Source organism: Nocardia sp. NPDC003345, from assembly GCF_053589395.1.
The window spans coordinates 23,480-37,288 of record NZ_JBSFRU010000006.1; the positions used below are offsets into that span (position 1 = coordinate 23,480).

General features: G+C 66.7%; 15 protein-coding genes. 4 read left to right on the plus strand and 11 right to left on the minus strand.

The features are described from left to right. Positions 1-170: 170 nt before the first annotated feature. A complete protein-coding gene (locus ACWDU1_RS01630; RefSeq protein WP_449994930.1) occupies positions 171-2,090 on the plus strand; it encodes a DNA cytosine methyltransferase in 1,920 nt (639 codons plus the stop codon). Between the two features lie 173 nt (positions 2,091-2,263). Beyond that, entirely contained in the window at positions 2,264-3,112 is an 849-nt protein-coding gene (locus ACWDU1_RS01635) for a hypothetical protein (protein WP_449994990.1), read from the plus strand. Positions 3,113-3,193: 81 nt separating this feature from the next. Here ACWDU1_RS01635 and ACWDU1_RS01640 read toward each other — a convergent pair whose 3' ends face one another. Further along, positions 3,194-3,439: a hypothetical protein gene (locus ACWDU1_RS01640; RefSeq protein WP_449994932.1), complete on the minus strand. Its 246-nt coding sequence runs from the start codon at positions 3,437-3,439 to the stop codon at positions 3,194-3,196. A 263-nt stretch (positions 3,440-3,702) separates the two neighbouring features. Between ACWDU1_RS01640 and ACWDU1_RS01645 the strand changes: the two genes are divergently transcribed. Continuing rightward, complete coding sequence (locus ACWDU1_RS01645) at positions 3,703-4,326, plus strand: hypothetical protein (RefSeq protein ID WP_449994934.1); 624 nt, start codon at positions 3,703-3,705, stop codon at positions 4,324-4,326. A 34-nt stretch (positions 4,327-4,360) separates the two neighbouring features. Here ACWDU1_RS01645 and ACWDU1_RS01650 read toward each other — a convergent pair whose 3' ends face one another. Continuing rightward, complete coding sequence (locus ACWDU1_RS01650; protein ID WP_449994936.1) at positions 4,361-5,167, minus strand: SAM-dependent methyltransferase; 807 nt, start codon at positions 5,165-5,167, stop codon at positions 4,361-4,363. A 139-nt stretch (positions 5,168-5,306) separates the two neighbouring features. Here ACWDU1_RS01650 and ACWDU1_RS01655 point away from each other — a divergent pair, with 139 nt between their 5' ends. Continuing rightward, positions 5,307-7,436, plus strand: a complete 2,130-nt coding sequence (locus ACWDU1_RS01655) for a putative bifunctional diguanylate cyclase/phosphodiesterase (protein ID WP_449994938.1) — start codon at positions 5,307-5,309, stop codon at positions 7,434-7,436. Here ACWDU1_RS01655 and ACWDU1_RS01660 read toward each other — a convergent pair. The 9 genes from ACWDU1_RS01660 to ACWDU1_RS01700 all read right to left on the minus strand — a co-directional run bounded on the left by ACWDU1_RS01660 (position 7,433) and on the right by ACWDU1_RS01700 (position 13,724). Continuing rightward, positions 7,433-8,023 carry a maleylpyruvate isomerase family mycothiol-dependent enzyme gene (locus tag ACWDU1_RS01660; protein ID WP_449994940.1) on the minus strand — a complete coding sequence of 197 codons (591 nt, stop codon included), beginning with the start codon at positions 8,021-8,023 and terminating at the stop codon, positions 7,433-7,435. The two genes, ACWDU1_RS01655 and ACWDU1_RS01660, sit on opposite strands and share 4 nt — an antisense overlap. After that, on the minus strand, positions 8,010-8,501 hold the full coding sequence (locus ACWDU1_RS01665) for an SRPBCC family protein (protein ID WP_449994942.1): 492 nt from the start codon (positions 8,499-8,501) through the stop codon (positions 8,010-8,012). Before ACWDU1_RS01665 ends, ACWDU1_RS01660 begins: the two co-directional genes overlap by 14 nt. Beyond that, positions 8,498-8,857 carry an ArsR/SmtB family transcription factor gene (locus ACWDU1_RS01670; RefSeq protein WP_449994944.1) on the minus strand — a complete coding sequence of 120 codons (360 nt, stop codon included), beginning with the start codon at positions 8,855-8,857 and terminating at the stop codon, positions 8,498-8,500. Before ACWDU1_RS01670 ends, ACWDU1_RS01665 begins: the two co-directional genes overlap by 4 nt. Before the next feature lie 183 nt (positions 8,858-9,040). Further along, entirely contained in the window at positions 9,041-9,901 is an 861-nt protein-coding gene (locus ACWDU1_RS01675) for a haloalkane dehalogenase (protein WP_449994946.1), read from the minus strand. 131 nt (positions 9,902-10,032) lie between these two features. Continuing rightward, complete coding sequence (locus ACWDU1_RS01680; protein ID WP_449994948.1) at positions 10,033-10,761, minus strand: hypothetical protein; 729 nt, start codon at positions 10,759-10,761, stop codon at positions 10,033-10,035. Between the two features lie 115 nt (positions 10,762-10,876). Beyond that, positions 10,877-11,662, minus strand: a complete 786-nt coding sequence (locus tag ACWDU1_RS01685; RefSeq protein WP_449994950.1) for an ABC transporter permease — start codon at positions 11,660-11,662, stop codon at positions 10,877-10,879. Continuing rightward, positions 11,659-12,399, minus strand: a complete 741-nt coding sequence (locus ACWDU1_RS01690; protein WP_449994952.1) for an ABC transporter ATP-binding protein — start codon at positions 12,397-12,399, stop codon at positions 11,659-11,661. Before ACWDU1_RS01690 ends, ACWDU1_RS01685 begins: the two co-directional genes overlap by 4 nt. Positions 12,400-12,547: 148 nt before the next feature. Next, entirely contained in the window at positions 12,548-13,030 is a 483-nt protein-coding gene (locus ACWDU1_RS01695; RefSeq protein WP_449994954.1) for a hypothetical protein, read from the minus strand. Between the two features lie 238 nt (positions 13,031-13,268). Further along, entirely contained in the window at positions 13,269-13,724 is a 456-nt protein-coding gene (locus tag ACWDU1_RS01700; protein ID WP_449994956.1) for a hypothetical protein, read from the minus strand. Positions 13,725-13,809 lie beyond the last annotated feature (85 nt).

Here is a 13,809-nt window from a genome sequence, read left to right on the forward strand (position 1 = left end):
TTGCCCCAGGTATATTCGTCGGCCCCCGCCACTATCGTTACGCTTATCCTTCGGCCCCTGGGTGCCAGATCCCAATTTGGCACCGGAGGCCACGGATATTGTTGATCCAGGACGGCCTCTGTGTTGTCTTGGTGGTCGTTGGTGCAGGTGTTCAGGGAAGGGTACGGGCGGTGTCCATCTATGGGGTCAAGCTGCAACGCAGCGACGATCTGAAGCTTGTCCGCCATGCTGACAGCTGCACTAAAGACGTCTTCGAGCAGTGGTGTGCGCAGAGGCTGGCTGCGGGACAACGGCTTGCTGTGGATCTGTTTTCCGGCGCTGGTGGGCTGAGTCTCGGGCTTGAAGAAGCTGGTTGGACAGTCGCGGTTTCCGTGGATCACGACCGGAAAGCTGTGCAAACGCACAGCCATAACTTTCCTGGGTTGGCCCTGGACTTGGACCTCAGCGAGCCATCCCAACGTAAGGATCTTGTCGAACTGCTCAATAAGACCGAGATCGATCTCCTCGCGGGTGGGCCACCCTGTCAGCCGTTCAGCCGTGCCGGTCGCAGCAAGATCCGGAGCTTGGTGGTCTCTGGGCACCGCGAGGAGCATGACCATCGACGTGAGTTGTGGCAAGCCTTTCTGGATGTCGCGCTGACCGTTCAGCCTCGGGCCGTCCTGATGGAGAACGTTCCGGACATGGCGCTCGGTGACGACTTTGCAGTGGTTCGGACAATGGTCGACGCACTGGAACGTGGAGGCTACTACACCGAGTTCAGGCTTGTCGATGCGTGGCGCTACGGTGTTCCCCAGCATCGTAAACGGCTCATAGTCCTTGCGCGCCGAGACGTCGAGGACTTCATGTGGCCCGCCGAGCAGAGCAAGCAGCCGACCCTGCGCGACGCGATCGGCGACCTCCCTGGACTCGGCGATACCACCGGCGGTCGCGAACAGTCCTATAGAAAGCCACGACGTCTGTCTGCCTATGCCGAGGCAATGAGAGTAGGTGCCCGGAGCGGTATCGTGTGGGATCACATGACCAGGCCAGTGCGTGACGACGACCGCGAGATCTTCGGAATGATGGACGCCTCGACTTTGTATGCTGACCTGCCCCAAGACTTGAGGCGATACTCGGCCGAGACGTTCGACGACAAGTACAAGAAGCTCGACTGGGACTCAGTAAGCCGGTCCATCACCGCCCACATCGCTAAGGACGGTTACTGGTATATCCATCCCCAGGAGCTGAGGACCCTCACAGTCCGCGAGGCTGCGCGAGTTCAGACCTTCCCCGACCGCTTCCGTTTCGCCGGTACTCGCAGTGACGCGTTTCGTCAAATCGGCAACGCTGTTCCTCCACTGCTGGGGTGCGCCGCCGCAACTGCGCTCCGCCCGATCTCGATGAACGAACCTTCCGGCGAGCGGCTCGGGGGAGTGTCGCGCTGGGTACAGGCTAGGCAGGCACTCACCACTTGGGCGAAGCAGCAGCAACGCGGCGCCAACTGGCATGCATTGCCCGGTGAAGACGTCACGCCGATTGTGGCCGCAGTCTCAGCGCTTCTGACGGGGCGCACCAGCGCTCCAAAGGGCGCGGACCGAGCGCTTGTCTTGATTAGGGGCAAAGCGCGACTGACGAAAGAAGAGCTCGACAGGATGCAGCAGGAGCTCCAGACCGAGGCGGGACGCCAAGTGCTTGAGCGGTTCCGGCCCTTGTTGCCGAAGCGTAAACTCTGGATGGCTCCGGAGGCACTGGTCGAGCACTTGACGATGAAGGCCTCGCAAGAGCGAATCTTCCGACTGCTAGCCGGCGAGGATGTGCTTCTCGCCTCGCAGGCGACTCTCAGGGTTGCAGCACGTGTGGCCGGTAGTCACTCGGACAAAACTAACAGGTTGAGCGACGGCCGCGTTGATCTGGCCAGACTGGTCGGCGCGGGCCCGGATGCGCCGCTCCGCTCCGCTGCGCTCCGGCTGCTTGGCAGCACACTCTGTAAGGCGCCGAGCACAATGTGCAGTGAATGCCCACTCCTGCAGCACTGCAACGGTGCATCTGGTGAGCGCGCGGCCCAAACTCTCTTTGACCCTGTTGAAACTCCGGTGAGCCAGCGGTTGTAGGGGGCAGTTCCGGCGGAGGGTGTAGTAGAGGCGGTTTACCGCTGCTTGGTGGGGGTCAGGCAGTAAGCGATCGTCCTAAACGCTGTCGGATCGGTCGCTGGCCTGCGTCGAGGCTGAACTCTCGATTCGACTCGACCAGAATGCCACATAACGGCAATGATTACCGCGTGGATATGTGGCCGATGGTGGATCGCGCGACCCGGAGGTACTGGAAGACGTTCGGGCGGCGGGTCGATCTGGAGGGTGAGCACGGCTGGTTGCAGGGGTCGGTCCTGACCGACCCCTCCGGACCGGTCGCGAACAACTGGTTGAAGGTCGAGGCCGAGCGGGTGGGTGGCCGGATCGACGACAACCCCACCGCCGGATTGCTTCCCGATATCGGCGCGCTCGCGGGGGCGGGGTTCGATCCGGCCCACCTGCACGCCGACGTGCGGGATTTCTATGAGCACACCGCCGCGTGGCGGATGGAGGCGTGGGTGCAGTGGTCGCCGGTGTTCGCGCTCGGAGGCCGGTTCATCACGCGGTTCTTCGGGCGCCGGGTGGGGCAGCTGGCACTGCCGATCCGGTCGCTGGATACGGCTCGTGGGATCGACAGCCGGGTCGAGACGTTGTTCGACGATCGGGGCGAGTATCGCGGGGCGGCGTGGTTGCGGACTTCGCGGGCTACGGGGGAGTACATCTACAGCGGGTTCTATCGGGTGACGCGGCTGCCGGGGTCCGAGCAGCCGAGTGTGCATGTGTCGTTTCCGCTGCCTCTGGGGAATGTGCAGGTGTTCCTGCGGCCCGAGGTGGGGGAGAGCGGGGCGTTGCGGCTGGTGTCCCCGCCGGGTGCTTTCGGCGCCGATGGCGCGTATGTCACGGTCGTAGAGGGGGCGCGGGCCTGGGCGGCTCGGGTGCCGATTCACGAACGGTTCGATGTCTTCCCGGACGGCGCGGGGCTGGTGCGTACCGATCACAGTTTGGCGATCGGCCGGGCCACGGCGCTTCGGCTGCACTATCTGCTCGTACGCGATCGGCGCTGACCGGGGTTCGGTGCGAAGTATGTGCGACCGCGCCGAGTGCGGGGGCGGTGCGGTTGGTCCCGCACCGCCGTGTCCACCCGGTCAGTTCGGTTGGCAGACGAACATCCATTCGGTCCCGTAGTGCTCGGCGGCGCTCTTTTCCAAGTGCACCCACTCGTAGTGTCCCGGCACGCCGCCACCGGCGGTGCACGGGTCACCGACCTTCTTGCCGTCCGGCGGCGGGGGCGGGCCCGGCTGCTGTGCGCCGGGCAACCCGGGCAGATCGGCGCTACCGGAAGGGAGGGCGGCGGCGGTCGCTCCCGAGAACCCCAGGACGGTCAAGGACATCGCCGCGATCATGCAGGCCTTTTTCATATACGCGTCTCCACTCGACGTTCGTGCACGGTCGGCCCCGTGACCGGGCCGGTCGCCGCATGGCACGCCGCCTGCGTCCGAAACGGCCGGTCGTAGGAGCCGGTGCCAGGCTAGTGGCATCGTTCGGTTCGCGCAGTGCCGAGCGCCGGTGGGTTCTGGATCGAGAACGGCGCACCGGGGGACTCTCGGCCGCGAGTTCCACCGAGCCTCGGCGGTGGAACCGTACGCTATCGCGCATGACCAGGACGTGGGTTCGATCCACACCGGTGAACAAACGTGCTGTTGCACTATTCGGCCTTGCCGCTGCTGTCGCCGGAACCGTACTCGCACCGGGGGCTGGTGCCGATACGGGATCCGCGCTGCTCGATTTCGGCTCGGCCTCTTTCGGCTCTTCGGCCACGGGCTCCGCTGCTACGGGTTCGGCGCTGTTCGCTCCCGGCAGCGCCGAGGGAATCGCCGTGGGGCCGGGATCGTCGATCGGGCTGTGTTCGATAACCGCGACCGGCTATGCGGACGGACAGCCGGTCGCGCTCACCGCGGGACACTGCACACTCTGGTTGTTCGGGGAGGCCCGGCTTCCCGACGTGGACTGGGCCATGATCCCCCTGATGCCCGGCACACGGACACACAACACGCTGCCCGATGGCAACCGACTGGTCGCGACCGATTCGGAGGGTGACCCGCGCTGCCGGTACGGCCTGACCAGCGGGACCCGATGCGACGGATACACCGGCATCTCCCTCGGTGACTCGGGCGGGCCCGTGTACCGGCCGGTCGGTGACGGCACCGCGGTACTGGTCGGCATCACCAGCTCGAATATCCAATACTCCAGCCTGCCGGCCGACTTCGTGCTGGGGTGAGCGTCGGCCGATCGGTGCCGTAACCGTCGGCGGATCAGTCCTTGCGGGCGACCGCGCCGAAGGCTCCGGACTGTTCCGGGTGCTCGCCGATATCGCCGGGACTCTCCGGCCGCCACAGGGGGAGGTGGACGAGGCCGGGCTCGAGCATGGTCCAGCCAGTGAAATAGGCCTCGATCTCGTCGCGGGTGCGGAGCACGATCTCGGTGTTGGTGCGGCCGGACAGTTTCTGGGCTTCGAGGACCTCGGCCGGCTGGCCGTCGGCGGTGGCGTGGGTGATCGCCAGATAGCTGCCCGCGGGGACGGCGGCGGCGAGGCGGGCGACACAGCCGGCGGGGTCGGCGTCGTCGGTGACGAAATGCAGGACTCCCAGCAGCAGCACCGCGACCGGTTTTCCGAAGTCGATGAGGCTCTCGACCTTCGGGTCGGCGAGGATCGTCTCGGGGTGGGCGGCGTCGGCCCGGATTACCGCGGCATTCGGGTTACCGGCCAGGATGGCTTCGCTGTGGGCGACCGCGACGGGGTCGATATCGACGTAGACGACGCGGGCCGACGGGTCGGCGGCCTGGGCGACCTCGTGCACATTGCCGACAGTCGGGATACCGGAGCCGATATCGAGGAACTGGTCGATGCCCTCGTCGGTGAGGAAACGGACGCAGCGGCGCAGCAGATCCCGGTTCGAGCGCATGGTTTCGGCGACATTCGGCGTGAATGTCTCGATCTGCTGGGCGAGCTGCCGGTCGATCTCGAAATTGTGCATACCGCCGACGAAATAGTCGTAGACGCGGGATGCGCTGGGGCGATCCAGGTCGATACCCTCGGGGGCCCAACTCGGTCTGCTCATCGGCCGGGTAAATCCTTTCGCACCAACGATTTCGGCGTTCACCGCGGGCGGCGAGCCGAATGGCTGCGATGGTATCCGAAATCGGTCGGAAGTGTGTACGTTCCACATCGGAGGCCGGTTGCGGCTAGAGTCGGCCCTCATGGGTTGGGATGCCGGGCCCGGTGCGTTACCCCAGGGCTCTCATGCCGACCTGGCCGGCCGATGGATGGCAGCGCTGCGGGAGGGAGCGCGTGATCACGTCGTGCCCATGAGCGCCGCCGAAACGGCCGGATTGCTGACGCTGCTGGCAGCCGAAATCTGTGCCGCCGCCGCGCCCGAGCCGGAACCGGAGCGGGCCGTCGGCGTCGGCGCCGAACTGGCCCGCGCGCACTTCGTGGGCGATGAGGTCCTGGGGCGCAGTATCGATGTTCTCGGCGCGCATCTCGCTGCCACCGGTATTCCGGCGTCGCGGGTGGTCGCGACGCTGGGCGCCTTCGCCAACGGATACCTGCGCGAGTTCCGTAGCTGGCTGCTCGCCGAACAGGAGAGTGTGCGCACCGCCGATATCGTCGCCCGGCGCGCCGCCGAGGAGCAGTTGCGGGCCAGTGAAGCGCGGATGCGCGGGGTTTTCGCGCAGGCCGGAGTCGGCACGGGGCTTTCCGATATGACGGGGCGGATCACCGAGGTCAATACGGCGTTCGCGCAGATGCTCGGGTACCGGCCCGAGGAGATGTGCGGGATGCTGGTGACCGACCTCGCGCACCGGGACGACGAGAACGGGATGTGGGAGCTGTACGGGGCGCTGATGGCCGGCGAATGCGACAGCGTCCGGCTGGAGAAGGCCTACCCGCACCGGGACGGCCACGCGGTGTGGACCAATCTGAATGTCTCCCTGATCCGGGACTCCCGAGGCGCCCCGCAATACACGCTGGTATTGGTGGAGGACATCTCCGAACAGCGGGCACTACAGGCGAGCCTGCGCTACCGGGCCCACCACGATCAACTGACCGGGTTGGCGAACCGGTCCCGCTTCTTCGACGCGCTCGCCGACGCGTTCGCCGCGCCGGATGCCGGTGTCGGACTGTGCTATGTGGACCTGGACCATTTCAAAACCATCAACGACACCTACGGTCACGCGGTCGGCGACGAGCTGCTGGTGGCCGCCGGTGCCCGGCTCGGTGACTGCCTCACCGAGCCCGGGCAGCTGGTCGCGCGGATGGGTGGCGACGAATTCGTGATCCTGGTGCCCGACCCGGCCTGTCCCGGTGCGGTGGCGGCGCTCGCCGAGACCGTGCTGGCGGCCTTCGCCGAACCCTTCGAGATCAACGGTCAGCTGCTGCGGGTGGGGGCCAGTGTCGGAGTGATGGAGCAACGCTGGGACCGGGCCGATGTGGACGAATTCCTGCAGGCCGCCGATACGTCCATGTATTGGGCGAAATCGGCCGGGCGCGGCTGCTATGCGGTGTTCGATCCCGACCGCGGCCGGCGCGAGCACGCGCGTGCCGAACTGTCGGCGGCGATCCCCGAGGCGTTGGCGGCCGGAGAGTTCTTCCTCGACTATCAGCCGATCGTGCCCCTGGCCGGGGATCGGATCGACGCGGTGGAGGCGCTGGTGCGCTGGCGTCACCCCGACCTGGGCGTGCTCTCACCCGGCGAATTCATCGACCTGGCCGAGGACAACGGTCACATCTCCGCCCTCGGCGCCTACGTCCTCGACCAGGCCTGCCGTGCCGCCCGCCGCTGGTACGACCTCGACCCCGAAGGCGCGCCGGTGATCAGCGTGAACGTCTCCGCGGTGGAAGTGGCCGACCCGGGATGGCTGGCGCGGGTGGAGAAAACACTCGCCGACACCGGGATTCCACCGCAGCGCCTGCAACTGGAGCTGACCGAGCGGGTATTCATGGCCGACGACGCCGGACCACTGGCCGCGCTGCGCGCCCTGGCGGCGGCGGGCGTGCGGATCGCGCTGGACGATTTCGGCACCGGCTACTCCAACCTGGCCTATCTCGGCCAGCTGCCGTTACAGGTGGTGAAGCTGGCGGGCCCGTTCATCCAGCGGATCCGCGACAGCGGCAGTGCCAGTGCCACCGATGTGGTGGTGCTGGAGACGATTGTCGGGTTGACCCACGCTCTCGGGTTCACCGTCACCGCGGAATGCGTCGAAACCCGGTTCCAGGCCGAACAGTTGCGGGCGTTGCGCTGCGATACGGCGCAGGGCTGGTTCTTCCACCGGCCGCTGCCGGAGGAGCGGGTGACCGATCTGCTGGAGCGGCAGCGGTGGGATCGTTAGGATCCACCGGCCTCGACTGGGGGATCCGTGGCGGGCCAGGCCGGGTCGCGGCCGATGAAGGCCATCAACCGGTCCTGTGGGGAGGCGTTCGCGGCGACCGGGACCGCGGTCCCGAACTGGCCGCTCGCACGCAGCATCGGCTCCACCGGTTCCATGGCCGCCAGCGCGGCCGCGCAGCGATCCTGCCCCAGATCGGGTTCGATGCCGAGCGCCTTGGCCAGATCCCAGGAATGCATCCAGATGTCGGGGGTGTAGAACTCGTCGATGGCCTCGGCTACGGGCCGCTCCCCGAAATGCGGGTTGCTCAGCACCCGGCCCGCGGGGTCGTCGAGTACGGCCTGGATGTCGGCGACCTGCTGCTTCCATGCGGCGACCGGATCCGCGGCGACGTCCAGGGGCGGGAGTTCGATTCCGGCGCCGGCGAACAAGCTTCGGGACCACTCGACCAGATGCGCGACGATATCGACAGCGGTCCATTCCGCGACCGGGCTCGGTCGCAGCCAGTCGCCCGGTGCGGCGGACTCCACGAGTTCGGTGAACCGGGCCGCGTCACGGGCATGCCGGATGCCGGCGTCAGTCCTGGGCATCTCGGTCCTGTTCCGCGAGCAGTTCGTCGAGTTTCGCGTAGCCCTCTTCCACGCCGACGTTCATACCGCTGGCCAGTATGGCGTCCCTGATCTCGAAACTCTCGACCACGCTGAGGGTCCGCAACCGGGTGCGTCCGCCCGGAAGGGCTTCGAAGAGCAGCGTTTCCAGTGAGACCCCGTCGGGTTCGCCGGTGTAGGTGAAGGTCCACACGATCCGCTCGTTGGGCCGGATCTCGTGGAAGCTGCCGAAGAAGGCGGCGACTTCGGTGCCGTCCTGATCGTTCGCGAAGGCGTAGGCGCCGCCGGTGCGGGCGTCCCATGTGGTGATCCGGGTGGTCAGGCTGCGCGGGCCGATCCATTGCGCGTAGAGCTCGGGGTCCACATGGGTGCGGAAGACCTGCTCCGGGGTGGCGTCGAATTCCCGGCGGATTTCGATGGTCGGGACCTTCTCGTCCGCGATGATCTCGGTGGTGGTCATGATGCGTCCTTCTCTCGGGTGTCGTCGGTATGGGCCAGGTGGTTCAGGAGGGCATCGAGACGCTGATAGCGTTCCTCCGCCTTCTGCCGATAGCGTTCGATCCATTTCGTCATCAGGCCGAACACCTCCGCGTCCAGGTGAACGGGCCGGCGTTGGGCATCTCTGCTTCTGGTAACCAGTCCGGCGTCCTCCAGGACCTTCACGTGTTTGGAGATCGCCTGCAAGGTCATGGCGTGCGGTTCTGCCAGCTCGCCTACGGTGTGGTCCGCCTCGGCGAGCCGGGCGACCAGGCTGCGTCGCGTCGGGTCCGCCAGGGCCGCGAACACTCGGTTGAGCTGTTCGGTGTCGTCGTTCACGGGGCTTCCTCAACTCTTGAGTTGAATAAGACTCTAGCCTCGTGGTGGGGGTTATTCAACCTTTTGGTTGAATTCAATCTGGAGGATCGGCGCCCGGGTGGCCGGGCCGCGTCGGCGACCCAGAGGCCCGACCGGACACACCGGAACGGATCGAATCCGTTCTATGTCGTGGTGGCCCGGCGATCAGTGGAATTTGTCGACGATCGCGGAGGTGATCGCGTCCGGGGCGTGTTCCTGGACGAAGTGGCGCGCGTCGGGCAGTTCGACGATGTCGAGATCGGTGAATGTGGCGCGTAGGCGCGGGAGGCAGGTTTTCGGGCGGAACACCATATCCCGCATACCCCATACCGCGAGGGCCGGCTTGTCGCCGAGCAGGGCGGGGACATCGTGGGCGAGCCGGTCCAGCAGCGGGCGCGCGGCACGGATTTCGCGGGGCATGACGGCGAGCCCGCGCCGGGCCGAGGCAGTGGGCTGCACCGCCCGGTAGTGCTCGGCTTCGGCGGTGGTGAGCGTGCGGCCCAGTTCACCGAGTAGCACACGGTCGATGAGGAAGTTCTTCTCCAGTATTCGCCGCTGCATCGGACCGGTGCTCATGACGACGCTGAACGCGCGGTTGGCGATCGTGTCGATCGGCCAGAAGACGGTATTGCCGAGCACGATGCCCCGGACGCGGTCCGCGCGCGGCATGGCCGCGCCCAGGCCGATGGGCCCGCCCCAGTCGTGACCCGTCACGATGAAATCGTCGAGGCCGAGATGGTCGATCAGTTCCCCGAGCACCGCGGTCTGTTCGGCGATCGTGTAGCCGAACGCCGCGGGGCGTTCGGACAATCCGAAGCCCGGATAGTCGACGGCGATACAGCGGAAGCGGTCACGGAGACCCCGCACGATATGGCGGTAGAGGAAACTCCACGCCGGCGAGCCGTGACAGAACAGGATCGGCGGTCCGGCGCCCTCGTCGATGTAGTGCACCCGGCCGGCGGACGAGTCGAACCAGCGCGATTCGAACGGATACAACTCCCTGTCGGGCACGAAATCGATCAACATGGGCCCCTCCCTCGGTGCCCACCCTACGCGCGGGGCGCGATACCCCTGCCCCGCACTGGATTCGCCCGGCGATATCCGGCCGGGGCGAGTGCGCGCTGTTTTCCGTTTGCGGCCAGAGCCGGACGGGGCCCTCAGGGTGGGAAGTATGCCCACACGGCCGCTGATTCGGGTGATGTCCGCAGGGTGCCGGCGGACCCCGCAGGTAGGTAGACGAAATCTTCCTCTGCCATGGTGATGCCGTCGGTGCCGGCCGCCGCCGGAGCGCCCGCGCCCCGATCGACGTGGATTTGGAACCGCCCCCTGGTCGCGACCACTACGGTGTCGCGGGAGAGTTCGAACGTCGTGGCGGTATCGGCGCCGATGCGGCCGAAACGGGCGCCCTCATCCGACTCATCCCGTCCCTCGTGCGCGGACGGTTCCAGCGGCTGCCGCGCGGCGAGCGCCCGGTCGGTGACCACGGAGGCGGGCGGCTTGCCTATCGAGCGGGCCCGGACCGTCTCCCACGCCGCACGGTCCACCCGCCACGCCGGAGGGTGGGCCAGGGCGATCATTCGCAGATCTTCGGCGACCCGGAATGCACCGGGGGTCGCTTCGCGTAGATGGATCAGCTGCCCGGCGTGCGCGGATACGGGGCCCTCCGTCCCCTCCAGGACCATCACACCAGCCGTGAGGATCCATACTTCTTCGTAGGGGGCGGGCAGCGCGGCCCGCGCCCCGACGTCCATCTCCACGAAGGCCGCACTCATCCGGCCGTAGTCGGCCTCGACAACCGCACCCAGCCGGATGCCGTCCTCGATCGACGCCCACTCGCGCACATCGCCGGATGTGAAACCGCGTACCGGCCGTTGGGATTCGCTCATCGGCGCCGCCTCCTCGAGATTCTCGACTCGATCGGAGCCTAGAAACTCGAGTGCACTTCAGGTCAACTCTGTGCGACCCGCTTTCCGGTGCCGCCCGGGCAGAGCGAACCCGGGATCAGTAGCCCTTGGTGTCGGTGGCGGACAGGCGCAGGGTGCCGATGACGAAGATCGCCAGGCAGATCGCGGCGAAATACGCGAGCGACCCGTTCTGCCCGAAGAGGCTCTCGATGGTCGCCAGCTGCCCCACCCCGAGCTCCCCGTTCTTGAACGGTGACAGCTGTTGCAGGGTGACGCCGAGGTCACCGGGGACGAAGGTGACGAACACTTCCACCCCGAACTTCCACAGCAGCACGATCATCACCACGAAACCGGGCTTCGGGATCAGGGCGGAGAGGCCGAGGCCGAGGGCGGCGATCAGCAGGGTGTACAGCGGGACACCGAGCAGGAGCTGGATGCCCTCGGCGGAGAAGACGTCCACCCGTCCCCAGATCTCGGGGAACAGCTTCGGGAACCCCCAGAGGACCACGAAGGTGGTGATCAGCGCGGTGACGGCGGCGATCACCCCGAAGACGATCAGTTTCGCGACCGGCAGCAGCCAGCGGCGGGACTGGATACCGAACGCGGTTTCGACGGTCTGGTCCTTGAATTCGGCGCACAGCGAGGTCACGCCGCCGGCCATCAGGATGAACGACGAGAAGACGAGGATCCAGTAGGCGGCGTTGTTGGTGTCCATACCGCCGGCGCCGTTGAGGGCGTTGGATTCGGTCGCCTTGGCGATACCGAAATTGATGCCCAGCGGGATCACGACAGCGAGGGGGACGACTGCGTACCAGAGGGAGCTGCGCCAGGAGAGTTTGGCGAGTTCGCTGCGGACGGCGCGAACGAGGTAGGTGGCGATCATTCGCGGGCACCCCCGGTGGCGGCGTATTCGACGCTGCCCTTGGTGAGTTCGACGTACGCCGCTTCCAGCGGACGCGGTCCCGACCCTGCCGCCACCAGTTCGTCCTTACTCGTATCGGACAGCACGCTGCCCTTGCCCATGACGACTATCCGGTCGCCGGTGATCTCGACCTCGGTGAGGTTGTGGGAGGCCACCAGCAGGCATTTGCCCTCGGCGGCCAGACCGACCAGGAGTTCGCGCAGCCAGATGATGCCCTCGATATCCAGGCCGTTGGCCGGTTCGTCGAGCACCATGGTCTTCGGGTCGCCGAGCAGGGCCGAGGCGATACCGAGGCGCTGCAGCATGCCGTAGGAGAATTTGCCGACGGGTCGTTTCGCGACCTTGTCGAGACCGACTCGTTCGAGCAGCGGCGCGACATCGGATTTCGGGACGCCGCCCAGCCGCGCCTGCCACAGCAGATGCTGTTCGGCGGTGTGGGCGGGGTTGCGCGAGAAGGCGCCCAGGCTGAAACCGATCTCACGGATGGTGTCGCGGAAATCGCGCAGACCCTTGCCGTTCACGGAGATGGTGCCGGAACTGGGACGGGCCAGGCCGGCGATCATGCGCATCGCGGTGGTCTTGCCCGCGCCGTTCGGGCCGAGGAGATAGGTTATCGAGCCCTCACCGGCCTCGAAGGTGACGTCGTCGACGGCGACTTTCTCGCCGAAGCGTTTGGACACGCCACGAACGCTGATCATAGGAAGTCCTGGGTAGCTGGTGCGGTGCCGCGCTCGAATGGTGTCACGGCGGCTGATTCGGATGCTCCGGGGCGGCACCGGCCGCCGGGGCGGCTTCCCGCGGCAGGCGCCGGCGGGAAGCCGCCCCGGAATCGGGTGGTGCCGGGGATCAGTAGCCGAAGCTGGGGTTACCCGAGCACTGCATGGCGGCGCAGGTCTGCTTCCAGTCGAACTTCCACAGGCCGGCGTCGCGGATGTAGAAGTACTTGTTGTTCTGCGCGGGGAAACCGGCCATCAGGCCGTGCATGGTGACCGACATGGAGTTGCCGTTGACCTGCACCGGGCCGATGGCGCGACCCTGGATGGAGAAGAAGTCCATGGTGGAGCTGTTGGCCATCACCCGCTCGAGGGCCGGGCGGGCGGACGGGCCGTTGTAGCTGACCTCGACCTTCGGGTCCATGCCGATATTGGGGTTCCAGAACGCCGCGAACTGCTTCTCGAGCTGCAGCAGGCTCGGGGTCGCGGCGCTGACGTAGAGGTCCGAGGCGGAGGAATCCCGGATCGAGACATCGGCCGAAGCCGGTTGCGCCATACCCAGTCCCACGAGTGCGGCGAGGATACAGACGGTGGCGAATCTGATGAATCTGGACATGACGGCAGGCCCCTTCCGACCAACGAGCAAGAGCCGCGGCGGGGACGCGGGCGGTGTCGGGTACCGCTCGGCGGGTCCACCGGCGCGACCCGGCCGGCAATCGCACAGCGAAGACCGCCCGGGTACGCAAAACGCTAGCGGGATCGGATTAGGTTAGTCAATCCTAACCAGCAATCCGGGGTGTGAAGTATGCGGTATTCGGACGCCGCCGGATATGGCAAGGGATGAAACGGGCGGGTCAGGGCACCACGTATTCGGCGCTGCAATCCCCGTAGGTGTAGTTCTGGTCGGAGCCGTGGTTGGACGCGCTCAGCACGAACGCGATCCGGCCGGGCTCGGTGGTGACGCCGGCAATCGTGAGCACGGTTTCCGGGCCCTGGACGCGGGCGTTCTCCTCGGCCACACCGTTGCGTCCGGTGTCGAGATTCGCCCAAGTGACGCCGAATCGCTGGTCGTACCCGGCCTCCGACGCGGCATCGGTGTACATCCTCAGATCGACGGATCCGGATACGCCGGGGGTTGCGGTCACCTTGCTGCCGGCGGTGACGGAGAAGTCGTCCGGGGTCGGATAGGTGAAGCCGCACAGGGTGTCTTCGGGGGCGGCGTGGGCGGCCGGTGGCCCGGCGATGAGACCCAGGGTCGTAATACACGCTATGGCAAAGGTTTTCGCCGGCCACGACGCATGTCTGCTCATGGGATGAGAATATTGCGGAACTGGTCGCGCTGTAGGGCATTCGGATAAAAAGACCAGCGACGTCGTCGTGACGGCCGCTCGGGCG